Origin of the sequence: Bradyrhizobium sp. USDA 336 (assembly GCF_044908355.1) — a bacterium.
In the GTDB taxonomy this organism is placed as follows: domain Bacteria; phylum Pseudomonadota; class Alphaproteobacteria; order Rhizobiales; family Xanthobacteraceae; genus Bradyrhizobium; species Bradyrhizobium yuanmingense.
Map to the genome: position 1 here is coordinate 6732684 of NZ_JBIYDC010000002.1, position 24487 is coordinate 6757170.

Below are 24487 nucleotides of genomic sequence, written 5' to 3' on the forward strand. Positions count from 1 at the left end.
AGCCGCATTTTCTTAAATTCAGGCCTAGGCGTTCTTCGTCCCCGAGAACGGCTTTGCCTGGTACCTTGCCGGCGCTCGAGAGCACCAGTTCTCGCTGCAATCCCTATGCCGGAACCGCAAGCAAAATGAGACAGTCTTCCTGTCCTAACCATCACCTTGCCAAATTTTTGTCTAGCACACAAGCGCGCGGAAGTCCCGATTCCGCAGAAGTCAATCAATCGCTTTCCAAAAGTTGCGCAGCCCCGGTTTTGAGGCAAACACGCCCTTATCCGGCCCCGCGGGCGCCGAAATCCCAAATGAAGCTTCGGATCAACCCTTCGGAAGGCGCGCCACGCCGCGAGAAGCGAAACAGGGCGGCCACCGGAGGGCCTGACAGGAGCGTCTGGATCATGAAGTTTTTCACAGGATGTGTGGCGGCCGCCGCGTTGGTGCTGGCTGCCAGTGCGGTCCATGCCCAGGTTCCCGCGAGCGGTTTCGCTCGAGGGGCCGTCATCGCGGTCTCGGATTTCGACGGGCCTTACGCGCCGCCGGAGGCCGCCCCGCCGCCGCGTTATGGCTATGGCTATGGCTACGGCTACGAAGAACGCGGCCCGGCACAGGCCTTGCTGCCGTCGACGGAGGTCTACGCGGTGCTGCGCGAAAACGGCTTCTTGCCGCTCGGTATCCCGCGCCTGCGCGGCAGCGTCTACACCATTGCGGTGATCGACCGCCGTGGCGACGATGGCCGGCTGGTGATCGACGCCCGCGACGGGCGGGTCATCCGCTTCATGCCTGCCACTGATGCCTATGGCATGGCGCCTTCCTATGACGAACGCGCGGTCGCGCCTTATGGGCCGCAAACCGCACTGCCGCCGCCGACCGTGATCCGCGGCGGCCCGCCGCGCCCGCCGGCGTCGATCCCGCATGTGGCAAGCCGCGCCGTGCCGCTGCCGAAGGCTGCCCCGCGGCGTGCCGAGACGCCGGTCGCCGTTGCCAAGCCGACAGACTCGCAGGCCCAGGCAGTGCAGGCCCAGCCTGTCCAGCAAGCCGCCGCTGTGCAGGCGAAGCCGGCCGAGGCCGCCGCGCCGACCGTCGGTCAGGTCAGGCCGGCCCCGACGATCCTGCCGACGCAGGACATGCCGGCTGCGCAGGGGTTGGACTAGGGCGACGCGAGTTTGACGTGACACCGCTCATCACACCGTCGCTGTCGTCCCCGCGAAGGCGGGGACCCATACCGCGTGATCTATCGGTGGGGATGAGGTGCGAGTACCGGACTCCGAGTCTTCGCCAAACCGCTCCCTGGGGTTATGGGTCCCCGCCCCCGTGCGCAATTGCGCACTAGGCGGGGACGACATCTGGAGAGAGTTGGCCAAGACAAACGCGCCTGAGCATTCAGGCGCCTTTTCCATTTCGACGATCGCTTCAGCTCCGCGGATATCCCGCCGCATCCAGGATCAGATTCGCCACCTCCTTCGGATGCGACACCAGCGAGAGGTGGCCGGCATCGAGCTCGATCGTGGTCGCGTTCATGCGCTTGGCGAGGAAGCGCTCGAAATCGGGGTTGATGGTGTAGTCGTTCTTCGACACCGCGTACCAGCTCGGCTTGGAGCGCCACGCCGCCTCCGTGGTGCGGCCGGCGAAGATCGAGGCCGCCGTCGGCCATTGCACGGCGTAGAGCTCCTTGGCCTGCTCCGGCTTCACGCCGTTGGCGAAGTACTTCAGGAAGGCGTCTTCCGAGAGCTTGGTGTAGCCGTCGCGCTCGACGATGCCGGCACGCGCCGGCGCGGTCGGAAACTGCTTCGACAGCGCAACGAAATCCTCGTTCGCATCGGGCGCGCGTGCGGCGACGTAGACGAGGCCGGTGACCTTCGGGTCGGTGCCGACCTGGCTGATCACGGTGCCGCCCCAGGAATGCGCGACCAGCACCGTCGGCCCGTCCTGCTCGGCCAGCGCCCGCTTGGTCGTCTCGACGGAGTCGCTGAGCGAGGACAGCGGATTTTGCACGGCCGTCACATGCAGGCCTGCAGCCTGCAGGATCGGGATCACCTCCGACCAGCTCGAGCCGTCGGCCCAGGCGCCGTGCACCAGCACGACGTTCTTCGCCTTGACCGTCTGCGGTGTCTGGGCATGAGCGAGGTTGAGGGGAGCGGCCAAAAGGCTCGCGGCGACGAAAAGGCTGCGCCAGAGTGACATGATCTTCTCCGTGTTTTTGGTTCGATGCCCAAAGGACGGAGACGGGGACGGCGGTGTTACGCCTTCACTGCTCTGTGATGCATTGCAACGAAAAAACGCCCCGGGGCACCGGGGCGTTTTCGCAACCTGGAAGTCGCTGGGTTTGGTCGCCTGGCTCAGGCGGCCTGCGCGGCGGAGTTCTCGATCACCTGCGCCTTGGCGCCGGCGTTGATCGCGATCTGGCGCGGCTTCTTGGCCTCGGGAATCTCGCGAACGAGGTCGACGTGAAGCAGCCCGTTCTCGAGCGAGGCGTCCTTCACCTGCACGAAGTCGGCAAGCTGGAAGGCGCGCTCGAAGGCACGCGCGGCGATGCCGCGGTAGAGCACTTCGGATTTCGAGTTCTCGTTCGCGACCTTCTCGCCCTTGATCGTCAGCGTGTTTTCCTTGGCCACGATGGAGAGCTCATCCTTGGCAAAGCCCGAAACCGCAACGGTGATGCGGTAGGCGTTCTCGCCGGTGCGCTCGATGTTGTAGGGGGGATAACCGGGGCTGCCGTCGGAGCTGGTCTGGTCGAGCAGGTTGAAGAGACGGTCGAAGCCGACGGTGGAACGATAGAACGGAGTGAGATCGTAGGTACGCATGGTCAAGTCCTCCATTGAGCGACTGTTGGTAACCCGCCCGCCAACCGGGCCGGGCTTTAGTCTGTGTGCAGCCTGATGTTCCGGTTCCGAAACACTGGTAGCGGCCTGCACGAAGATGATATGGGTGGAACGAGACGGCGTTCAAGAGGGCGGGACAGGCGCCTTTTCGGCGCTTTGGCCCCTTGATTTGCAGCACTTCCCGCCCAATGACGCTGGTCTCGATTCCCGCCAATCCCGTCCCCGAAAACGTCGTCAGCGGCACCATCAAGACCCCTGATGGCGTCGAGCTGCGCTTTGCGCGCTGGGCGCCGCCGGCGGGCCGCAAGGGCACGGTCTGCGTCTTCACCGGGCGCAGCGAGCAGATCGAGAAATATTTCGAGACCGTGCGCGACCTGCGCGACCGCGGCTTTGCGGTGGCGATGATCGACTGGCGCGGGCAGGGCCATTCGTCGCGCCGCCTGCGCGATCCGCGCAAGGGCTATGTGCGCGACTTCGCCGATTTCGAAATCGACGTCGAGACCTTCGTGCAGCAGGTGGTGCTGCCGGATTGCCCGCCGCCCTTCTTCGCGCTGGCCCATTCCATGGGCGGCACGGTGCTGCTGCGCGTGGCGCATGCCGGCAAGCGCTGGTTCGACCGCATGGTGCTGTCTGCGCCGATGATCGACCTGCCCGGGCGCACCACCTCGTTGCCGGTGCGTGCGCTGCTCAAGACGATGCGCCTCTTCGGACAGGGCGGCCGCTACGTTCCCGGCGGCAGCGACCGCCTCACCGGGCTCGAACCCTTCATCAACAATCCCCTGACCAGCGATCCGGTCCGCTATGCGCGCAACGCCGCGATCCTGGAGGAAGACCCGACGCTTGGCCTAGCCTCGCCGACGGTCGCCTGGGCCGATACCGCCTTCCGCGCGATGCACACCTTCAAGCGCGTGAACTACCCCTCACAGATCCGCCAGCCGATCCTGATGCTGGCGGCCTCCAACGATGCCGTAGTCTCGACCGCGGCGATCGAGGAATTCGCCTATCATTTGCGCGCCGGCTCCCATCTCGTGATCGCCGGTGCCAAGCACGAGATCCTCCAGGAGCAGGACCGCTACCGCGCGCAGTTCTGGGCCGCCTTCGACGCCTTCGTGCCGGGCACGCCACTGTTCAAGTGAGAAGACGGTGCGCTCCCTCGCCCCGTTCTTACGGGGAGAGGGTTGGGGTGAGGGGCCTCTCTCCGCACGCGAGATCGTCGAGAGACCGGTACCCCCTCACCCGGATCGCAAGAGCGATCCGACCTCTCCCCGCAAGCGGGGAGAGGTGAAAAGCAGCTTACAGCGTCTTCAGATACTCGATCAGGTCGTAGCGCTCGGCGTCGTCCTTGAACATGCGGCCGATGACGCCGGGACGCTTTGGCTCGCCGTCCTTGCGCTCGAAGGAATGGCCGAGCACGCTGTTGCCCTGGATCGGCTTGCCGTCGGAGCCGGTCGCGGAGAACTCCGTTTGACCGGTCTTGCAGCGCTCGTCGGCGGCGACTGCGAAACCGACGGTGTCGGGGTCGTAGTCGCGGCGGCCCATGCAGAATTTTTGCGGACGCTCGTTCTGCGGCTTCAGCAGCCAGTACAGCGAAGGCACCGAGCCGTTGTGCAGGTAAGGCGCAGTGGCCCAGATGCCGTTCAAGGGCCTCGCGCGATAGCGCGGATCGGGCGCGGGATTGAGACAGTTCTTGCGCGCGAGATTCCACATCTGCGCCCGTTCGGCCTCGGGGATGTTCTCGTCGTCCATCCATTTGCGGGCGACGAGGTCGACCACCGTCATGAGGCCGAGCGCATAGACCATCTCGTTGGGCGAAGCGCTCGCAGTCGGGATCTCGCACTGCCACCATGTCTGCAGGTCGGCCGTGTTGACCTTCAGAAAGCCGGGCACGTCGACGGTCCGCTTGCTGAGAACCAGGGACTGCTCGGGATCGGTCTTGATCTCGTCGAGCGGGATCGTGACCGCATTCAGCACCTTGCTGTCGCCGCTCGGCTCCCAGCGCTTCGACGACCAGAAGGCCGGGGTGTTGATGTCAGGCAGATGGCATCCGGAGCACATCTCCGCGTAGATGGCACGGCCGCGCTCGACGCGGTCGGGCTTCAGCTTCCAGGCATCGCCGAGGATGTGCGAGGGCCATTTCGGTGCGAGCAGGCCGCCGAACTTCGGACCATCAGCCGCCTTGAATGGATCGGGGCCTCTCAGCATGTCCTCGATCCAGCCGAGCGTCCTGATGTTCACCGAGGAGCGCCATAGCCTGTCCTGTGGATAGGCGTCGGACAAATTGAGCAGCGCCGTGACGCCGAGGGCTTCGCCGGCGTTGCGGATCAGCGGCTGCTCGATCGAGGCGTCGTATTGGGCGAACTTGAACCAGGGCACCGTCCAGATCGCGGGATAGCTGACCGGCGCGTCCTGGGCGTGCAGGTTCTTCTCGAATCCCTTGACCCCGCTCATTGCAAGGTCCTGCGAAAACACCTGGTTGCCGATGCGGTTGAGGGCATCGAGCCGGCCGAACCCTTCCTCGGTGTCCTGCTGCTGCTTGCCGTCCCAGGTCGTCTTGCCTTCGATCGTTTTCTCGTAGGTCTTGGCCCAGTCGATCAGGAAGCTGCCGATCGTGCTCAGCTTCTGCTTGAGCGCAGCGCGGTCCGCCTTGCTGGCGTCGGGGCCGAGCACGCGATCGGCGAAACGCTGGAAGCGGAACGGGACGTACAGCGTGTAGGCGATCGACAGGCCGGTCGCGAGCTCGAGCTTCTTCAGGTCGGTCATCGCCGGGCCGCCGTCGAAGCGGACGTCGACGCCCTGGTAATGGATCTGGCCGGTATGACAGGCGGCGCAGGTCAGTCCGATCATGTCGTCCTCGCGGCGGCTCGTCGCGGGATCGACCACGCCGGTCATGCGCGCGAAGCCGACCGGCAGGCGGTCGACGTTCTCCGCCGGCGTCCAGCGCGTCGACCAGTCCGACGCTTGCGTGGTCTCGTAGACATTGGCGTAGCCGAAGCGGCGCAGCGTCGCCGTGTCGACCTGGACCGATTGCGGGCTCGGGATGAAGCCGAAGCGCTCGAGATAGGCGCTGTCCTTGATCAGGCCCGGCTTGGAGAACAGGTGGAGCCGCGGCTGCTCCAGCGCCACGAACCACTCATAGGGCACCGGGAACGTCGCGGTGCCCTGGCTGGCGTGGTGGAACCAGTGTCGGTCCTTGAGCGACCAGTTTTGCTCGAGCCAGTAAGCAGCCTTGGTTTCGGGCATCGCCGGCAGGGGCGGCGGCAGGAGATTCACCAGCACGCCCTTCTGCGGCAGCATGGCGCGAACCTGGTTGGGGAATTCGGCGACCGCGACCAGGGCGGCGAGGCCAAGGCCGATGACGAGCGCCGTGAGCGCGACCGCCCAGCGAAAGCGGAGCTGGCAGGACGACAGCAGCGGCTGCGATACGATGCGCTGGTTGATGCGGTCGGGGAATTGGCGCTGTTCGAACAGCGTGCGCACGTCGGCCACGCTGAGATAGCGCTCTTCGCCCTGCTTGCCCTTGCCGATGATCTTCAAAAGGATGGGCCATTCGAACTTCATCAGCAGCGGGTAGTACCAACGAGCGGCGCTGCCGGCGCGCTCGAGGTTGGCGCGCATGAAGGTCTTGATTTCCGCGGCATTGAGGCCGGGCTCGCTGCTGCCGGTGTTCGGGTCGGTGTAGGTCCGGCCGAAGCTCGCGAGCCGCGCGATCTCGTCCTCGTCGACCTTGCCGTCGACGCCGAGGATGCGCGAGCCGGCGCCGCGCTTGTCCAGCGGCCCCCCGCGCAGCGCGTCGAGCTGCGCGCCCGAAAAGATGCTCTTGAGGATGTGCTTGACGCCGTTGGCGATCATCGCAACGCCGCGGACCTGGATGCGGGCCGAGACCTTCTTCAGCCCCGTCTCGCCGGTCGCATTGGCGATGGTCTGCGACAGCGTGTTGAGCGGGACGGTGCCGCCCTCGACGAAGCCTTCGCCGACGAGGCCGCGCAGGAACGGGCAGGGATTGTTCGGCGAGACTGGAATCGAGGGATCGAGGGGCGGCTTCGAAGCGGGGTGATGCATGGCCCAAATCCTGAAAGCAGCGAATCTTGAAAAAGCAGGCGCGCTGTTAGAGCGCGGAAAGTCCTAACAAACCGACAGCACGATATACTACTTCAGCGTGTGACGAGTGTGGCCCATTTCACTGTCGTGTCAACACGAGCAGGCGGTCGCACCGGAACCACGTCGGGCCTGCGGCTCCTTCGCTCAGGATTCGGCGGCCCGTCTCACGTCGCTCTGCACCAGCGTCAGCTTGCCGAGCGGTACGCCGGCCTTCAGCAGCCCCTCGCGATAATGGGCGATATCCTCGGGCCGCTTCCAGTGGAAGTTGCGCAAGTGCCTGTCGACGTTCAGCGTTGGATAATTTGCCATCAGCACGCGGGCGGCCTCGCTGGCCTCGTCGCTTCGCCCGAGCTGCGCCAACGCCGCCGCGCGGATCGCCAGCGCCTGCATGTGATTCGGGTTGATGTAGAGCTGCTCGCGGGCCCACGACAGCGTCGCGTCATATTGGCGCAGAAGATAATGACTGAACGCGTTCAGCGCCGACCATTGGTAGCGCGGGTCGCTGTTGTCGCGTTGCGCGGCCATCGAGAACAGCTCGATCGCCTCGCGGTGCTCGCCGATCATGAAATGGCAGATGCCGAGCACGCCGCGCGCGCCATTGTCGTAAGGGTTGAGCGCGACCGCGCGCTTGGCGGCGTCCATTGCCGCCTCGTGATGACCCTCCAACGCGTGCGCCCAGGTCAGGATCGAGAACGCAAAGGAGGAGCGCGGATCAAGCCGGACGCTGGTTTCGGCGAGGCTCATCGCCTCGGCCCACATCTCGCGCGTGCCCTTGACCCAGCCGAACTGAATGCTCTGGATCTGGATCGTGGCGAGATAGGCATGCGCGATCGACAGCTTGGGATCGAGCCCGATGGCCTCGCGGAATAGGTCGACCGCGGCGGCCAGATCTTCCTTGGTTTGCAGATAGTAATGCGACAGCCCCTTGAGGAAGCGGTCCCAGGCGGTGACGTCGGTCGAGAGCCGCGCCGGTGCCGAGGCTTCGGCACGGACGATCTCGGTAGCGATGGCGGCGGACAAATTGGTGGTGATCTCGTCCTGCATCGCGAACAAATCGCCGATGTCGCGGTCGTAGCGGCCGGTCCAGAGCTGCTCGCCGGTCTCTGGCGCGATCAGCTCGGCGGTGACGCGGATCTTGGCGCCGGCGCGCCGCACCGAGCCCTGGATCAGATAGGTGGCGTCGATCTCGCGCGCGATCAGCCGGGTGCCCACATTCTTGCCCTTGAAGGCGAAGGTCGAGTTGCGGCTCAGCACCCGATAGAAGGATTGCAGCGATAGCGCGTGGATCAGGTCCTCGGTGAGGCCGTCGGAGAAATATTCGTCCTGGGCGTCGCTGAGATTGGCAAAGGGCAGCACGCCGACGATCGCGGTGCGGTACTGCTGCGACAGCGCCGAGGCCTCACGAAGCTCGGGGGCAAGCGCCGGCGCGCCCTCGGGCGTCCAGGTAAAGACCCCGATCGCATCCTTGATGTTCTTGAAGCGATGGTTGCCGGCATCGATCAGCGGCACGGTGAGATGCTTGCTCGCCTCCCGGTAGGCCTTGGCCGAGATCGCGAAGCCGCCGGGGCTCGCCACCGATTCCAGGCGGACGGCGATGTTGACGTCGTCGCCGAAGACCTCGTCCTCGTCGGCGATGACGTCGCCCATGTGAATGCCGAGCCGGAACTGCATGGCGCGGTCCGCCGGCAGATGGCGGTTGCGCTCTGCCATCAGCGTCTGCATCGCGATCGCCGCCTCGGTGGCGCCGACGATGGAGGCGAATTCCAGCAGGAAGCCGTCGCCGGTGTTCTTCACGACGCGGCCGCCGTGATTGAGGATGATCGGATGGATCGCGGCGCGATGGGCCTTGAAGGCGGCATGGGTGCCGGCCTCGTCGCTGCCCATCATGCGCGAATAGCCGGCGACATCGGCGCAGACGATGGCGGCCAGACGTCTTTCCATATCCGCAGAGCTCCAACGGGACTTGGGTCGAGAATCCGGGACCGGCCCCAGCATGGCGGTTGCCGCGAATCCCGCATTTCAAGAACCCCGCCTTTATAGAGCAGATGCGCCGCAGCGGAAGCATGATCCGCATTGCAAATTTGAGGTAAATCCTGCGCAATCCCGGCGGTGGACGGGAACGGGCGAACCGACTAAGCGGAACCAGGACTGCCAGGACGGCAGCGGAGGACCTTCATGCTGGGCATTCACGAGATCGGGCTTTTCATCCTCTCGGGCGTGCTGCTCAACATCACGCCAGGGCCGGATTCGGTTTACGTGATCGGCCGCAGCATGCAGATGGGCTGGCGGGGCGGCGCCGCTGCCGCCTTGGGCATCAGTTGCGGCTGCGTCGTCCATGTCGCGGGCGCGGCGATCGGGCTTTCGGCTCTGCTGATGGCCTCGTCCACGGCCTTCTCGATCCTGAAGCTGGTCGGCGCGGCCTATCTCGTCGTGACCGGTCTCCAGATGCTGTGGTCGCGCCCGGCGCTGGCTGCAAGCATCGACGAGCCGGCGCGGAGCTCATTGCAGCGGGTCTTCCTCCAGGGCGTCTTCACCAACGCGCTCAATCCGAAGGTCGCGCTGTTCTTCCTGGCCTTTCTGCCGCAATTCGTCGCAGCCGATGCCCCGCACAAGCCGCTCGCCTTCCTGACGCTCGGCCTGATCTTCATCTTTACGGGGACACTGTGGTGCCTGGTGCTGGCGGCGTTCGCCGCCAGAGCCGCCTACCGGCTGCGGCAGTCCGAGGGCGCGATCGCCTGGGTCAACCGCGCTCTCGGCGGCCTCTTCGTCTATCTCGGCATCCGCGTCGCCATGCTGGAGACGCGGTAGCTCCTTCTGGTGAATGAGAAGCGGTCCGATCGAGGCTGCGCTCGGGAGGTTTCGATGATCCGTGGAAGCTGTCTGTGTGGCGCCGTGCGGTTCGAGATCGAGAAGGTGCGCGCGCTGACGCACTGCCATTGCGTCAATTGCCGCAAGCTAAGCGGCGCGGCCTTCGCCACCTACGCGCATGTCGATGCCGACAGATTTCGCTTCGTGGCGGGCGAGGACATGACGGCATCTTACGAATCCTCGCCGGGCAGTATCCGCTATCGTTGCAGGACCTGCGGCTGCCCGACGCCGGGCAAGGCGAGCTATCTCCCGACCGTCAGCATTCCCGCTGGCCTGCTCGATGACGACCCGGAAGTCCGGCCTCGCCTCCACGTTTTCACCTCGTCGCGCGCGTCGTGGTGGACAATCCAGGACGACCTGCCCCAGCACGAAAAATGGGTGCCGGGCTACGGGCCGAAATCGTAAGGCGCTTAAGCGAATTCCTTCACCAGCGCGCTGCCGGCCAGATACAGGCCGAGCAGAATCATCGCGATCAGGAACCAGCGGCGAAACGCTTCCGCCGGCATCCGCGCCCGCACCGATTGCCCAATGAACATGCCGGCGAAGGCCATGGCGAGGCCCACGGCGCCCGGCACGACATTGGCGGGCGTGAGCAATCCGACCGCGGTCAAGTTGAAGGCGAGCGCCAGCGTCGCGGTGGTGAAAAACACCCCGAGCGCCTGCACCAATTCGTCCTTCTCCATGCCGATCGCCTGCATGAACGGCATCGACGGAATCACCTGCACGCCTGTGGAGGCCGAGATCACGCCGGTGATGACGCCGACCACGCCGCCGACCCATTTCTCGTTCTCGGGCGCGACGCGGAACTGGAACTTGTTCAGGCCGATCACGGCGTAGACGACGAGCAGGGCGCCGAGCACGATCGTGCCGTAGCGCGCATGCGGCCCGGTCAGTGCGCCGGCGTTGAGCCAGCAGCCGACCACGGTGCCGATCATCAGCGGCCACAGCCGCCGCAGGATGTCGCGCAAATACGGGCCGACGAAGGTCTGCCAGATGTTGGTGACGATGGCGGGAACGATGACGATTGCAATGGCGCGGCTCGGCGCCATGCTGACCGCCAGCAGGCCCATCGACACCGTCGGCAGGCCGAGCCCGACCACGCCCTTGACGAATCCGGCGAGCAGGAACACGGCGGCGATGAGGATGAGCAGCGGGTCGATCATGTCTGCACATTGACCGAAGCCGCGCGGTCGCACAATCTGGAGGTTACGGAGAGAGCCTTCGGCCTCAACGAAGGCTCAGGGAGCTCAGGGAGACATCGCATGCGCTTCGACCTGGTCGATCTCCAGCTCTTCATCGCGGTCGCCGACCAGCGCAGCATCACCCGCGGCGCGGAGCGCTCGCATCTGGCCCTGGCCTCGGCCAGCGCGCGCATCAAGGGGCTCGAAGATGCGCTCGGCGTCGCGCTGCTCAAGCGCGGGCGCCGCGGCGTCGAGTTGACCGCGGCCGGCGAGAGCCTGCTCGATCATGCCAGGCTCGTGATCCATCAGATCGACGCCATGCGCGGCGATCTCGCCGGCTTTGCCAGCGGCGTGCGCGCCAGCGTGCATTTCCTCGCCAACACGTCGGGCCTGTCGGAGCATCTGCCGAAGGCGCTCGCCGGTTTCCTGCGCGAGCATCGCGACGTCGCCGTCGACATCGAGGAGCGCGAGAGCACCGATATCGCGGCGGCGATCACCGCAGGCGCCGCCGATCTCGGCTTCGCCGCCGAGCACGCGCTGCCCGAGCATATCGAGCGCTTTCCCTTCAGCGAGGATCGCCTGACGCTGGTGACGTCGAAACGCGGCCCGTTCGCCGGCCGCCGCCAGATCGACTTTCAGGAGGCAGGGGCTTGCGACTTCGTCGGCCTGACCAGCGCCACCGCGCTCCAGATGCACATCTCGAAGCACGCCGCGCGGCTCGGCATGCGGCCGCATTTCCGCGCGCGCCTGCGCGACTTCGACGCGATCTGCCAGATGGTCGCGGCCGATGTCGGCGTGGCGCTGGTGCCCGAAGCCGCGGCCCGCCGCTGCGCCAAGACCATGCCGCTCGCCATGGTCCGCCTGCGTGATGCCTGGGCCAACCGCCGCCTCGTCATATGCGCGCGCAGCTTCAAGACGCTGCCGAAGCCCGCCAAGATGCTGGTGGAGCACTTGCGAGCGGAAGCGGCGTGAGGAACTCTTACCCTCCCTTGGAGGGCAGGGCTATCGCATATGGATCGCATGTCGATATTGCAGAGGTCGTCATGCCCGGGCTTGTCCCGGGCATCCACGTTCTTTGTGCTGCGTGGAAAGGCGTGGATGGCCGGGACAGGCCCGGCCATGACGCTGTGGCGGCAGCCGGTGCCCACAGCGACGTCTCATATGCGATAGCCCTGCCCTCCAAGGGAGGGTGAGAACACCTAGCTCGCCGTCTACACGCCCGCGTTGATCATGCAAGCCTCGCTCGCTACGGGTTCAAAAGCTTCAACGCTGCCTCGTGCACCCGCGCGTCGCCGGCCGCGACGATGCGGCCGCCGCCCTGGGCCGGCTTGCCTTCCCAGGTGGTGACGACGCCGCCGGCGCCGGTCACGATCGGGATCAGCGCCGCGATGTCGTAGGGCTTCAGCTCGGTCTCGACCACGAGGTCGACGTGGCCCGCGGCAAGCATGCAATAGGAGTAGCAGTCGCCGCCATAGCGCGACAGCCGCGCGCTCTTCTCGATGCGGCCGAAGATGGCGCGGTCGCTCTCGTTCATCAGCAGGGGACTGGTGGTGTAAGTCGTGGCCTCCGACAGCGAAGCGCAGCGGCGGACCTGGAGCCGGCGCTCGCCCGACGGCCCTTTATAATTGGCCGAACCGTTGTCGCCGGAAAAGCGCTCGCCGATGAAGGGCTGGTGCATCATGCCGAACACCGGCGTGCCCTTGTGCAACAGCGCGATCAGCGTGCCCCAGATCGGAAAGCCGCCGATGAAGGATTTGGTGCCATCGATGGGGTCGAGCACCCAGACGTAGTCGGCGTCCTCGCGCTCGTTGCCGAATTCCTCGCCGACGATGCCGTGCTGGGGGAAGTTGGCCTTGATCAGCCGCCGCATCACCGCCTCCGCGGCGCGGTCGGCCTCCGTCACGGGGTCGAAATCCTTGGTCTTGCTCTTGTCGTCGATCGACAGCGAGGTGCGGAAGAACGGCAGGATGGTTTCGCCGGAGGCGGTGGCGAGCCGGCCGATGAAGGCGGAGAAGTCGATCACCGTCACAGGCGAAATCCTCGAAACGAAGGTTGGATGGAGCTTGCTCCTGCCTAGCTCAATTCGCCTGCCGCGTGCAGCGCTGTCTTGGCGTTGCGCCCTGGTATTTTGGATGCCGCGGGCGCTGCCCCATTCCAGTCATCTCCTGGCCAAATATCGATCATTGAGTTGAAATCTTAGTTCCGACCTTGCCTTGTTCGTATGCAAATGACTATCAACCCATTGAATTTCCTTATCAAAGAAACTGAATCTGGGTTTCCATAGAAGCAACTGAGCCATGTGCGATTTGCATGGGAAACCGCGCAAAAGCCCTTGCGCTTTGTGCGGCGCGGTCGCATATTGTTGCGGTGCGGTAGCGCTTCGCGTTACCGCTGCCCTCCTTGGGCGTTTCCTCCCTAGACTTGGGCCGCTTGCGTCATTCGCGAGCGGCCCTTTTTTCTGAGCCCCGCCGTTTTCATTTCGCGCGCGCAAGCTTGCGAAGCGAAAACGCAGTCGCGCGCAAAGCTTCTTCGTCTCAGAAGGCCTCGTCGTTTCGGAGAGAAGCTGCGTCCTATTCCGCCGCGGCCTGGAATGGGCCGAGATCGGCGAACGGAATCGTGGTCGCCAGCACGTCGGCGAGAACGCCGAAGTCGGAGGCCACTTGCGCAAAGCGTGCGCTGCGCTCCCGCCGCCGCTCGTCCATGTAGATCGCGCGGTTGAGCTCGAGCTGCACGGCGTGCAGGCCGCTCGCGGGATTGCCGTAATGCTCGGTGATGAAGCCGCCGGCATAGGGCTTGTTGCGGCCGATCGAATAGCCGAGCCCGCTCATGGTCTCCTCGACGCGATCGGGCAAGAGCGGCGTGCAGCTGGTGCCGTAGCGATCGCCGATCACGACGTCGGGCCTGCGCGGCTCGTCCCTGCTGACGCCCACCGACGGCATCGAGTGGCAGTCGACCAGCACCACCGTGCCGAACATCTGGTGCACCTTGTTGATCAGCCGGCGCAGCGCGCGATGGTAGGGCTTGTACAGCGTCTCGATCCGCCCCAGCGCATCGTCGACCAGGAGGCGGTCGCGATAGATCTCCTGGCCGTCGCCCACCACGCGCGGAATGGTGCCGAGGCCGCCCGCGACGCGCATCGAGCGGGTGTTGGCGAAGCTCGGCAGCCGGCCGGTGAACATGCGCGGGTCCAGCTCATAGGGCTCGCGGTTGACGTCGACATAGGAGCGGGGAAAGTTGACACGCACCGTCGGAAAGCCGCGCGCGCTCAGATGGCCGATCAGCTCGTCCATGAACGAATCTTCCGACCGCCGCAGCGTGGGCAGGTCGATCCGCGACGCCGCCAGGAATTCCTCAGGATAGGTCGAGCCGGAATGTGGCGAGTTGAAGATGACGGGCGCGCGCCATTCGGCAGGCTCGAAGATCTCGAAGGCTGGCGACATGTCGCCGTCAAAGCGGGTCATCTTCTCAGGCTTCGTCCCTTCGTGCCGTCCGATCCGGACAAGCTCCGGGTCCAATGATTCGGCCGATCTCGCGGCTCTTATGTGTCGTCATTGTCCGGAATCGCAACCATTCTGCCAAGCGAAAAGATGTGATGGCCTCTTGGAACAGATCTTAACCGTGCGGCCAGCGGGAAGGGGACGCGCCGGTCCGGCTCGATTGATTCAGACCTCGTTCCGGTCCACAAAGAGCCGGCGGCGGGGCCGGCGCAGGGTTAAGATTTTCACCCCAAATTTACCCTCTGTCGGGCTTAGTGACCTCTGCTGATATCCTCTGGGGATTCGACGTTTCCTGCCATGCCAAAGATCCTGCTCGCCGAAGACGACAACGACATGCGCCGTTTCCTGGTCAAGGCGCTGGAAAACGCCGGTTTTCAGGTCTCGTCCCACGACAACGGCATGGCCGCCTATCAGCGGCTGCGGGAAGAGCCGTTCGAGATGCTGCTGACCGATATCGTGATGCCGGAAATGGACGGCATCGAGCTCGCCCGCCGGGCCTCGGAACTCGACCCCGACATCAAGATCATGTTCATCACTGGCTTTGCCGCGGTCGCCCTGAACTCGGATTCGGACGCCCCCAAGAACGCCAAGGTGCTGTCCAAGCCGGTGCATCTGCGCGAATTGGTCAGCGAAGTGAACAAGATGCTGGCCGCCTGAATCGGCCTCGTTCGTCCTTGCGCGCGCTCCCCTGAGCCGTTATAGGGACCCCACCCGGCACAAGTGGACTTTTAGGGCACGTAGCTCAGCGGGAGAGCACTACCTTGACATGGTAGGGGTCACAGGTTCGATCCCTGTCGTGCCCACCATCCTTCGCTCGCGGTAGCAGAGTGAAGGATGCCGCGCCGAAGCCCAACGGGCACAGGCGGGCTGTCGCAGCGAGCTTCGGCTCGGCAAGCCGAGAATCGCATTGCGAAGCGTGTCCGGCGTGGCTCGAAGAGCGACGACGGACTCTTGCGACTTGCGTGGTATCATAGGAACGTCCCGTAGCCTGGATGGAGCACAGCGCAATCCAGGGCTCTCTCCCTTCGGGCCCCGCCCCGGATTACGCGTACGCTCATCCGCGCTACCATGACGCCTTCGCCGCGAGGCTGCCCATGACCGTGTCCGTCATCGAACAGGCAAAGATCCAGGCGCAGGTGCTGGTGCCCCTGATCAAGGCGTTGCAGGCCGAGCTCGGCGAGGCGCGCGCCAATGCGCTGGTGCGCAAGGCGCTCGGCGATCTCTATCGCCGCTTCGGCGAGGCGTTCTGGAATGCCAAGAACGAGAGCGATCTCGGCAAGGCCGTGTCGTCGGCCTTCCGCACCTATGCCCGCGACGATGCGCTCGCCTATGACGTCCTCGAGCAGACCCATGACGCGTTCGCCTTCGACGTGACGCGCTGCGCCTATGCCGAATTCTACAAGGCCCTCGGCGAGCCCGAACTCGGCTTCCTGCTGATCTGCACCGCGGACTTTGCCACCGCGGAAGGTTTTGGTCCCGACATCAGGCTCACGCGCACGCAGACTATCATGCAAGGCGCCTCCCATTGCGATTTCCGCTACAAGCGCGATGGAGGCGGATCACAGTGACGGCAACGATGCAGGCATGCTGTCGCCCCACATTCCGTCATTGCGAGCGCAGCGAAGCAATCCAGAGTCTTTCGGCGGCGGGATTCTGGACTGCTTCGCGGAGCCTGTCATCGGCCGTGCGTTTCGCGCGGACCCGGGGGCTCGCAATCACAACATGGAGGCAGTGCGCGCCTCAGGATGGCGGAACGTCGAGTTTGCTCCCGAGCAGCAAGTCTTTCAGCCCCGTCGGATAGAGCCTCGGCCCGCCGTCCAGATCGAGATCGGCAAGGTCGAACCACCGCGCGACGATTTGCTCTCCGTTGTCCTCGCGGAAGTCGATGCGCTCCTGGCCGGCGAATGCGCCATCCGGAAACGCGACCTCCGCGATGAACATCACCTCGTGCCCGGTCGATGCCTCGTGCACAAAAATGTTCTCAATCACCAGCGGCTCGCCCACGATGCTGACGTCGATGCCGAGCTCTTCGTTGAATTCCCGCACCAAGGCCGCGCGCCAGCTCTCGCCGAACTCGATCTCGCCGCCGAGCGGGCGCACGCCCTTGATCCGCCCCGCATCGTCGCGCACCTCGGCCGCCAGCAGCCGCCCGCCGCGCCAGTGCAGGCCGATCGCGACGACGCGGATATGGGGATGGGGGCGCCATGTGGTCATGGCGGATCGTTAATCCGTGTCGCATGCTTTCGCAACGAGGGAGGAGATGGTGTGCTTGCAATGGCGAGATGAGAGACCCGTCACTCCACCAGATACTTCCTCACCGCCGCCTCGTCCCACGCAATCCCGTTGCCCGGCTCCTCGCTCGGCAGCGCAAAGCCGTCCCTGATCTGCAGCCGCGTTGCCAGCACCGCGTCGGCCCAGTCGACATATTCCAGCCAATGCGCGGTCGGCGTCACGCAGAGCAGATGCGCGCTGACCTCAGAGAACAGGTGCGACGACATCTCGATGCCGGCGGCATGGGCAAGCGATGCGGCTCGCAGCCAGCCGGTGACGCCGCCGATGCGCTGGACGTCAGGCATCACGTAGTCGCAGGCTTCCGCCGAGAGCGCGGCTTGCATGGAAAACGCGCTGTCGAAGTTCTCGCCGATCTGGACCGGCGTCTGCAGCGCGTCGGCAATGCGGGCGCAGCCGGCATGATCGTCGTGGCGGATCGGCTCCTCGATCCAGCTGAGGCCCTCGTCGTCGAGCATCTCACCGCGGCGGATCGCTTCGGTGACCGTCAGCGCCTGATTGTAGTCGCACATCAGCGTGACCTCGTCGCCGACGGCCTTGCGCACCGCGCGCACGACGGCGAGATCCTCCCGCGCATCGCTTCGGCCGACGCGGATCTTTGCGGCGTGAAACCCCTCGGCCAGCAGCTTGTGGGCTTCCTCCACCGCGGCGCCCGCCGGCATGATGCCGAGCCCTTTCGAATTGTAGGCGCGCACCGGCTTCGGCGCGCCGCCAAGCAGGCGGGCGAGCGGCAGGCCGCGCGTGCGCGCCAGCGCGTCCCATGCCGCCATGTCGATGCCGGATTGCGCCAGCCGCTGCAGGCCGGCGAGGCCCAGCAGCGTGAAACGCTGGCTCAGCTTGCGTTCGATCTCGAACGGCAGCAGCTCGTCGCCGGTGACGAGGTCTGACATCTCCGTGACCATCGCCGCCAGCGGCTTCAAGGCCGAGGGCGTGAGCGAGAACAGATAGGAATGGCCCACCGCGCCCTGATCGGTCTCGCAGTCGATCAGCACCAGCGGCGCTTTGGCGACCGCCCCGGTCGCGGTCTGGAGCGGCAGGTTCATCGGCACGATCACGGGACGCGCCTGGAAGCGCTTGATGCGGATGGTCTCGGTCATGGGCGTCTCCCGGCGGGGCGGTTGCAGGTCGGTGCCGATCTTAAGCATCCGTGATCAAACGAAAAGCCGCTTGCTGCGACCACCATAAAATGGGGTTGCGCCGACCGGCAATTCTTGGCTCTGTGCCGCCGCATGCTGTGTCGCGGATTCCGGAAGGATTTGCGACAAATCGCACAGAACGGAGCCACGACGTGAAACAAGCGATCTCCGAAGAACAGCGCAAGAGCGGCGTCCTCACGGGTGCTGCGATCGCCTTCCTCCTGCTCGCCCTGCCGGTCGCGGTGTGGCTGGACCTGACCGAGCTCAGCAAGACGGCGCTGCGGCGCCAGGCGATCGATCTCAATTCGGTGATCACGAGCGTGCGCAGCTACTACGCCTCCAACGTGGTCGGGCGCGTGCTCGCCAACCCCAACGGCAGCACCAAGGTCGTGCACAATTATGAATCCGTGCCTGGCGCGATCCCGATCCCCGCGACGCTGTCGCTGGAGCTCGGCCGGGTGATCGGCGCCCAGCAGGAGAACATCACCTACCGCTTCGTCTCGGACTTCCCGTTCCAGAACCGCGCCCCGCATCAGCTCGACAAGTTCGAGAAGGATGCGCTGGAGGCGCTGCGGAAAGATCCCGAGCAGAAGATCGTGGAGACCGAGACCTCGCTGTTCAACGACAAGGTCCGTCTCGTTGCCCCCGTTACGATGGGGCCGGCTTGCGTCAGCTGCCACAACAGCCATCCCGAGAGCCCGAAGAAGGACTGGAAGGTAGGGGATGTCCGCGGCATCCAGGAGGTGATCATCGCCCAGCCGATTGCCGCCAACATCTTCTCGTTCAAGTTCCTGCTGGCCTATTTCGTGATCGCCGCCGGGAGCGGACTGGCGTTCCTGTCATTGCAGCGCCGTCAGGCGCGCCGCATCAAGAACATGAACAAGGAGCTCGAATCCGCCAATGACTTCCTGGCCTCGCTGTCGATGAAGATCTCGCGCTACATCCCGCCGCAGGTCTACAAGAGCATCTTCTCGGGCCAGAAGGACGTCACCATCCATACCGAGCGCAAGAAGCTCACCATCTTCTTCTCCGACATCCAGAACTTCACCGCCACCGCCGAGCGGCTGCAGCCGGAGCAGCTGACACAGTTGCTCAACGAATATTTCACGGAGATGTCGGCCATCGCCCACGAATATGGCGGCACCATCGACAAGTTCATCGGCGACGCCATGCTGATCTTCTTCGGCGACCCCGAGACCAAGGGCGATCGCGCCGATGCACAGGCCTGTCTGCAGATGGCCTGGCGCATGCAGCAACGCCTTGCCGAGCTGAACGCGAAATGGCGGGCGTCCGGCATCGAGCAGCCGTTCCGCTCGCGCATGGGCATCAACTCGGGCTATTGCAATGTCGGCAATTTCGGCAGCGCCGACCGGATGGACTACACCATCATCGGTGCGGAGGCGAACCTCGCCGCGCGCCTGCAATCGATCGCCGAGCCCGGCGGCATCGTGCTGAGCTACGAGGCCTTCGCCCTCGTTAGCGACATCGTCCGCGCCCATGCGCTGCCCGCGATCACGATGAAGGGCATCAGCCGCGAGGTCATTCCCTATTCGGTCGACGCGCTGAACGACAAAGCTGCGGAGAACAGCGGCATCATCACCGAACGCGCGCCGGGCCTCGAGCTCTATCTCGACCCCGCCGTGGTGAAATCAGGCGACGCTGCGCGCGTCCGCTCGCTCCTGGAGAACGCGCTGGCCTCGCTGAAGCCGGCGTGAGGGGGCTCTTACCCTCCCCTGGAGGGCAGGGGAATCGCATGTAATCCTAAGGCATTGCGATTTGGAGAGAAATCGATTCTGAAGGTGACTCCTGGAGTTGGAAGGAGCGACCGATGGATCGATTTTCGGAGTGCTTCGAAGAGCTGCCCGACCCGCGTGCGGACAATGCGCTGCACGACCTGACGGAGCTTTTGTTCATCGCCCTGATGGCTACGTTGTGCGGAGCGACAAGTTGCACCGACATGGCGCTGTTTGCGCGGCTGAAGGCTTACCTTTGGCAGGACGTGCTGGTGCTTAAGCATGGATTGCCGAGCCATGATACGTTCAGCCGTGTGTTCCGCATGCTCGATCCAAAAGGGTTCGAAGCGGCATTCCGACGCTTTATGGAGGCTTTCGCTCAAGGTGCGAAGATTGCACAGCCACAAGGCGTGATCGCGTTAGACGGCAAGGCGCTGCGGCGTGGCTACGAGAGCGGCAAAAGCCACATGCCGCCGGTCATGGTGACGGCCTGGGCGGCGCAGACGCGTATGGCGTTGGCCAATGTTCTGGCGCCAAACAACAACGAAGCTCTCGGCGCTTTGCAACTCCTCGAACTCTTGCAACTCAAAGGCTGCGTAGTGACGGCGGATGCACTGCATTGCCACCGCGGCATGGCCGAAAAGATCGTGACGCGGGGCGGCGATTACGTGCTGGCTGTGAAGGAGAATCAGCCCGCGCTGTTGGCTGACGCCAAGGCAGCGATTGCCGCAGCCACGCGCAAGGGTCAGAAGCCGGTCGCCACCACGGATGCAGACCATGGGCGAAAAGAAAAGCGCAGCGCGCTTGTCGTGCCCGTCAAAGACATGGCCCAAAAGCATAACTTTCCTGGCCTCAAGGCAGTCGCGCGGATCAGGAGCAAGCGGGGGAACGACAAAACCGTCGAACGCTACTTCCTGATGAGCCAAAACTACAGTCGAACGCAGGTTTTGCGCATTGTTCGCACCCATTGGACCATCGAAAACGGCCTGCACTGGCCGCTCGATGTCATCCTCGACGAGGATCTGGCACGCAATCGCAAGGACAACGGTCCGGCCAACCTTGCCGTGCTCAGACGACTCGCCCTCAACGTCGCCAGAGCTCACCCCGATACAAAAATCTCCTTGCGCCTCAAGCTCAAGCGCGCCGGCTGGAACGATACCTTCTTCTTCGAACTCCTAGGCCACATGCGATAGCCCTGCCCTGGAGGGGGAGGGTCGATCGCGCGCAGCGCGAGCGGGGTGGGGTGATCTCTCCCCTCGGGCGGTGTCGGATGTGGCGAGACCGTCACCCCACCCCGCGACGCATTCCGCTTCGCTACATGCGTAGCGATCCTCCCCCTCCAGGGGCCTGGAGGGGGAGGGTAAGTCACCTCACCTTGCCGCCCCTTCCGTGAACGCCGTCTCGATCACGTCCCCGAACGGCTGCCACGACCGCCCGTCGAACTGCACCAGCCGCATCTGCCGGATCGGCAGGTAGCGGTTGGGCGAGGTGTTCATCCTGATGTTGGGCAATGCGACCGAAGGCTGATAGTCCCTGAGCGAAGCCGCCTGGCGCATGATGTTGTCGCGTGAAAAATCGTCGCCGCATTGCTTCAGCACCTGCGTCAGCGCCTCGGCCGCGGCGTAGCCATAAACGGCCGCACTGTTGTTGGTGCTTTCGACCCGATGGTATTTGTCCATGAAGGCGAACCAGTCCTTCATGCCGGGATCGTCCTTCCAGGCGGGATCGCTCGGATCCTTCAAAAAGGCCGCCGAAATCACGCCGGCCGAGTTTTCCAGCCCCGCGGGTGCCATCGCGTTGGCGATCGAGGCGGAGGCATCGTTGACGATGAAGACGGGACGCCAATTCAGGGACGCTGCCAGCTTGATCACCTTGGATGCGGTCGAGGGCACGCCGAGGAAGACGAAGATATCGGCGCCGGCGCGCTTGAGGATCGAGACGTGCCCGTCGAGATGCTCGTCGGCAAGGTCAAAGGCGATGTCGACCAGGACGTGACGGTTGAGATCACCGAGGCCCTCCTGGATGCCCTTGTAGAGCATGCGCCCGAACTGGTCGTTCTGCCAGAGCACGACGATCTTCTTCCTGGGGTAAGAGGCCTGGATGTAGTTGGCGTAGATGCGCCCTTCCGACCGGAACGACGGCTGCCACCCCATGGTCCAGGGAAACGCGCTCGGCTGGCTCAGCTCCTCGTCGCCGGAGGCGACGAACAGTTGCGGGATCTTCTTCTCGTTCAGGTACGAGCGCGTGACGAGATTACCGGGCGTGCCGAACGAGCCGAACATCAGGTGCACGCCGTCCTTCTCGACCAGCTTGCGCGTCAGCTCCAGCGCGGTTGCCGGATCGGAATTGTCGTCGCGGGTGATGAAGCGGATCTTGCGGCCGTTGATGCCGCCGCGCGCGTTGACCATGTCGAAATAGGCCGCTTCCGCCTGGCCGATCGCGCCGAACTCCGACAGCGGCCCCGAATACGGCATGACATTGCCGATGCGGATTTCCTCATGGCTTGCGGGTTGATCCGCGTGCTGCTGCAGCGACATCGCGCCCAGCGATGCGACGGCAATCACGGAAACGAACAGCATCCTGCCGATGAAGCGCATGTTCGACGCCTTGTGGTTGGCCCCCAACGAGGTCGGCTCAATCCCCACCAAGGCCGATTGATCTAGGTCAAGCGTTTGGCAATCGTGTGGCTGTCGCGCTTCGATGCGACGCATGGGCCGGAAGCGAAATGGCAGGCGTGTTGACGCGCTGCTTTGATTTCTGATCGAGAGTGTGTGTCGTGTGGCAACCTGCTCTTACCCTCCCCTGGAGGGGTCCGGGACGAGCGTAGCTCGCCCGTGGTCGATCGCGCGTAGCGCGAGCGGGGTGGGGTGATCTCTCGACCCGGGCAGTGTGCGACGCTGATAGACCGTCACCCCACCCCGTCTCACATTGCGCTTCGCTTCATGTGAGCCGACCCTCCCCCTCCAGGGGAGGGTGCCGACCGCCCACGACGCGAGAAGTGTGCTCCTGCGGCGGAGGGCGGGGGATTGGCTCAGCAAACGGTCAGAGTAGAAACCGCGCTACCGCAACCCCTACGGCAATCCCCGCGCCTCCAACTGCCGCACCAGCAGCAGCGTCGGCTCTGCGAGGCTGTCGCCGGAGCCGTCGAGGCCGAAGGCGTTCGCGATGCCGTCGCGGCTGCGCAGCAGCGTGCTGCGCGGGCAATGGCCGGCGCCGCACAGCGTCTTCTTCAGCGTCTCGCCCTGCGCCACGAGGCCGGCGGAATCATCCGCGGCCCAGGCCAGCACGATCGGCACGTCGACATTGAGGATGCCGGGGAATACCGAGCGCTTGTCGTACTGGGTGGCATCACCGCCGAGATAGGCCTTCTCGCTGTCGCTGGCGTCCTTGCCGACGCGGTAGATCCCGGACACCAGCACCACGCCCGCGACGTCGGCGCCGGCTGTCTGCAGCTCGGGATGCGCCAGCATGGTCGCGACGTGGAAGGCGCCGGCGCCGTAGCCGACCGCGACGATTTCGCGGGCATCGCCGTTGAAGAGGTCGATATTGCCGTGGACCCAGGACAGAGCTGCGGCCACGTCGGCCGCGCCGGCCGGCCAGGTCGCGGCAGGCGCCAGGCGATAATTGACGCGGACCCCGATCATGCCGTTGCGCGCGGCAAAGCACATCGCCTGGTCCTGGATCTGGCGCGACAGCTCCGGCGCTCCGCGGTCGCCGGTGAAGGTATCCCCCGTCACGAACAGCAGCACCGGCCGCGGCGTGTCGGCCTTGGTCGCGCTGGTTGCGACGTCGAGCACATTGGCCTCGCTCTCGCCATAGCGCAGGCCGCGCGAGAAGGTGACCTGCTCGCACAGCCGTGCAGTGCCGCCAGCGGTGGTGTCGGAATCGGTGAGGCCCACTTGCACCAGATCGGAGGGCCGCGGCAGCCGCCCCGGCGCGGGTGCGTGCGCGGACGCCGCGGCCATGGTCAGAAACAGGAAAAATGTCAGAAAATTCTTCATGGGCGTGGCGGCCTTGCGGGGCTCATCTTGGCTCGCTGATCTGGCCAGAATTCGCCTCATTAGTCAGCCGGCCTTGAGGCGAATTCGCGGCACCTTGGCGGGCAGGCCGCGCCGCCGCCGCTTTATCCCGATCCGTCATGCGGTTGTCCAGCCCAGCCGAGGCTCGCGCCGGCAAACGGCTCGCTACTGTGCATGGGGTTGTTTTCGCGGTTTTGTTTTGAATGGTCCGTCAGGCCCGCTTCATCGTCCGGAAGGTGATGGAATAGCGCCGCGCCGCGACCGGGGGGATGCTGTGCTCCCACTGCGACCGCGCCTCGCCGTCCATCATGTAGAGCGAGCGCGGCAGGGCGGTGAGCGTATGGCGCTCCCACTTGGCGCCGTTGCGGCGGCGGAAGCGGAAGTTGCACGGCGAGCCCAGCGACAGGCCGAGAACCTTGTCGAAATGCGGCTTGTCGCGATGCCAGCCGATGCCGACGCCGACCTCGTATTCAGTGCACAGCACCTGCCGGACGCTGCCCTCCGGCAGCGCCGCCCAGGCCTCGGCCTGCCGCGCGACCGGCCGGACCCAGTCCGGGATCGGATCGGCCTCGGCCAGACGCTGCAGCGTGTAGTCGTAGCGATAGCCGAACGACGCCACCCGGCGGTTGCCCTCGAACGCGCCGAACTGAAAGCGCTGGAGCGGCAATGCTGCGATGCGGCCGATCAGATCCTGCTCGGCGGCGTGATCGATAAAGTCGTCCGTGGTGCGAAGGCCGGCCGGGCCTTCCTGCGGGTCGGCGAACAAACCTAGCTGCGTCATGCCTCGCATTTCCGTGATGGAACCTCTTTGCGGCTGATGCGACTTATCTATGACGCGGGAAGAAACGTGCGAGGC

At 65.0% G+C, this 24487-nt stretch carries 21 protein-coding genes and 1 tRNA gene; 10 read left to right on the forward strand and 12 right to left on the reverse strand.

Translation table 11 applies throughout. The features are described 5' to 3' along the window. The first annotated feature begins 389 nt into the window (after positions 1-389). Complete coding sequence (locus ABIA45_RS32530; RefSeq protein WP_404654810.1) at positions 390-1142, forward strand: hypothetical protein; 753 nt, start codon at positions 390-392, stop codon at positions 1140-1142. A 259-nt stretch (positions 1143-1401) separates the two neighbouring features. Here ABIA45_RS32530 and ABIA45_RS32535 read toward each other — a convergent pair whose 3' ends face one another. Next, positions 1402-2172 carry an alpha/beta fold hydrolase gene (locus tag ABIA45_RS32535; protein WP_271545708.1) on the reverse strand — a complete coding sequence of 257 codons (771 nt, stop codon included), beginning with the start codon at positions 2170-2172 and terminating at the stop codon, positions 1402-1404. A gap of 155 nt (positions 2173-2327) precedes the next feature. Next, complete coding sequence (locus ABIA45_RS32540) at positions 2328-2792, reverse strand: Hsp20 family protein (protein WP_271545705.1); 465 nt, start codon at positions 2790-2792, stop codon at positions 2328-2330. Positions 2793-2998: 206 nt separating this feature from the next. Between ABIA45_RS32540 and ABIA45_RS32545 the strand changes: the two genes are divergently transcribed. After that, the gene (locus ABIA45_RS32545) at positions 2999-3946 is read left to right on the forward strand and encodes an alpha/beta fold hydrolase (protein WP_404654811.1); all 948 of its coding nucleotides are present in this window, start codon (positions 2999-3001) and stop codon (positions 3944-3946) included. Positions 3947-4103: 157 nt separating this feature from the next. Here ABIA45_RS32545 and ABIA45_RS32550 read toward each other — a convergent pair whose 3' ends face one another. Beyond that, positions 4104-6869 (reverse strand): di-heme-cytochrome C peroxidase, encoded by a 2766-nt coding sequence (locus ABIA45_RS32550; protein ID WP_404654812.1) that lies wholly within the window; start codon positions 6867-6869, stop codon positions 4104-4106. A 183-nt stretch (positions 6870-7052) separates the two neighbouring features. Then, a complete protein-coding gene (locus ABIA45_RS32555) occupies positions 7053-8849 on the reverse strand; it encodes an adenylate/guanylate cyclase domain-containing protein (protein ID WP_404654813.1) in 1797 nt (598 codons plus the stop codon). A 234-nt stretch (positions 8850-9083) separates the two neighbouring features. Between ABIA45_RS32555 and ABIA45_RS32560 the strand changes: the two genes are divergently transcribed. Continuing rightward, entirely contained in the window at positions 9084-9716 is a 633-nt protein-coding gene (locus ABIA45_RS32560; protein ID WP_404654814.1) for a LysE family translocator, read from the forward strand. Between the two features lie 54 nt (positions 9717-9770). After that, entirely contained in the window at positions 9771-10181 is a 411-nt protein-coding gene (locus tag ABIA45_RS32565) for a GFA family protein (RefSeq protein ID WP_225126470.1), read from the forward strand. Between the two features lie 5 nt (positions 10182-10186). On the opposite strand, the gene ABIA45_RS32570 is transcribed toward ABIA45_RS32565, so the two are convergent. Then, the gene (locus ABIA45_RS32570) at positions 10187-10939 is read right to left on the reverse strand and encodes a sulfite exporter TauE/SafE family protein (protein WP_404654815.1); all 753 of its coding nucleotides are present in this window, start codon (positions 10937-10939) and stop codon (positions 10187-10189) included. A gap of 99 nt (positions 10940-11038) precedes the next feature. On the opposite strand from ABIA45_RS32570, the gene ABIA45_RS32575 reads away from it, so the two are divergent. After that, a complete protein-coding gene (locus tag ABIA45_RS32575; protein ID WP_404654816.1) occupies positions 11039-11929 on the forward strand; it encodes a LysR substrate-binding domain-containing protein in 891 nt (296 codons plus the stop codon). A 274-nt stretch (positions 11930-12203) separates the two neighbouring features. Here the strand turns inward: ABIA45_RS32575 and hisN are convergent, their stop codons facing one another. Together hisN and ABIA45_RS32585 are read right to left on the reverse strand one after the other, a co-directional pair. After that, positions 12204-12986, reverse strand: coding sequence for a histidinol-phosphatase (gene hisN / locus ABIA45_RS32580; RefSeq protein ID WP_404654817.1), 783 nt, complete (start codon positions 12984-12986; stop codon positions 12204-12206). Between the two features lie 541 nt (positions 12987-13527). Continuing rightward, positions 13528-14418 (reverse strand): N-formylglutamate amidohydrolase, encoded by an 891-nt coding sequence (locus ABIA45_RS32585; protein ID WP_036021434.1) that lies wholly within the window; start codon positions 14416-14418, stop codon positions 13528-13530. Between the two features lie 333 nt (positions 14419-14751). Here ABIA45_RS32585 and cpdR point away from each other — a divergent pair, with 333 nt between their 5' ends. The 3 genes from cpdR (at position 14752) to ABIA45_RS32600 (ending at position 16022) form a co-directional block, all read left to right on the forward strand. Next, positions 14752-15111, forward strand: coding sequence for a cell cycle two-component system response regulator CpdR (cpdR, locus tag ABIA45_RS32590; RefSeq protein ID WP_007597092.1), 360 nt, complete (start codon positions 14752-14754; stop codon positions 15109-15111). Between the two features lie 74 nt (positions 15112-15185). Further along, positions 15186-15260, forward strand: a tRNA-Val gene (locus tag ABIA45_RS32595). A 288-nt stretch (positions 15261-15548) separates the two neighbouring features. Next, positions 15549-16022: an L-2-amino-thiazoline-4-carboxylic acid hydrolase gene (locus tag ABIA45_RS32600; protein WP_404654818.1), complete on the forward strand. Its 474-nt coding sequence runs from the start codon at positions 15549-15551 to the stop codon at positions 16020-16022. A 172-nt stretch (positions 16023-16194) separates the two neighbouring features. Here ABIA45_RS32600 and ABIA45_RS32605 read toward each other — a convergent pair whose 3' ends face one another. Then, positions 16195-16668, reverse strand: a complete 474-nt coding sequence (locus tag ABIA45_RS32605) for an NUDIX hydrolase (protein ID WP_404654819.1) — start codon at positions 16666-16668, stop codon at positions 16195-16197. Positions 16669-16748: 80 nt separating this feature from the next. Continuing rightward, complete coding sequence (locus ABIA45_RS32610; protein ID WP_271545689.1) at positions 16749-17840, reverse strand: enolase C-terminal domain-like protein; 1092 nt, start codon at positions 17838-17840, stop codon at positions 16749-16751. A gap of 191 nt (positions 17841-18031) precedes the next feature. Here ABIA45_RS32610 and ABIA45_RS32615 point away from each other — a divergent pair, with 191 nt between their 5' ends. Both ABIA45_RS32615 and ABIA45_RS32620 read left to right on the forward strand, forming a co-directional pair. Next, positions 18032-19594, forward strand: coding sequence for an adenylate/guanylate cyclase domain-containing protein (locus ABIA45_RS32615; protein ID WP_404654820.1), 1563 nt, complete (start codon positions 18032-18034; stop codon positions 19592-19594). Positions 19595-19707: 113 nt separating this feature from the next. Beyond that, complete coding sequence (locus ABIA45_RS32620) at positions 19708-20805, forward strand: ISAs1 family transposase (RefSeq protein WP_404654821.1); 1098 nt, start codon at positions 19708-19710, stop codon at positions 20803-20805. A 177-nt stretch (positions 20806-20982) separates the two neighbouring features. Here the strand turns inward: ABIA45_RS32620 and ABIA45_RS32625 are convergent, their stop codons facing one another. The 3 genes from ABIA45_RS32625 to ABIA45_RS32635 form a co-directional block, all read right to left on the reverse strand. Continuing rightward, positions 20983-22209: an ABC transporter substrate-binding protein gene (locus tag ABIA45_RS32625; protein WP_271543080.1), complete on the reverse strand. Its 1227-nt coding sequence runs from the start codon at positions 22207-22209 to the stop codon at positions 20983-20985. A 474-nt stretch (positions 22210-22683) separates the two neighbouring features. Further along, a complete protein-coding gene (locus ABIA45_RS32630) occupies positions 22684-23613 on the reverse strand; it encodes an alpha/beta hydrolase (RefSeq protein WP_404654822.1) in 930 nt (309 codons plus the stop codon). Between the two features lie 229 nt (positions 23614-23842). Beyond that, a complete protein-coding gene (locus ABIA45_RS32635; protein ID WP_157282815.1) occupies positions 23843-24412 on the reverse strand; it encodes an alpha-ketoglutarate-dependent dioxygenase AlkB in 570 nt (189 codons plus the stop codon). Between the last annotated feature and the right edge of the window lie 75 nt (positions 24413-24487).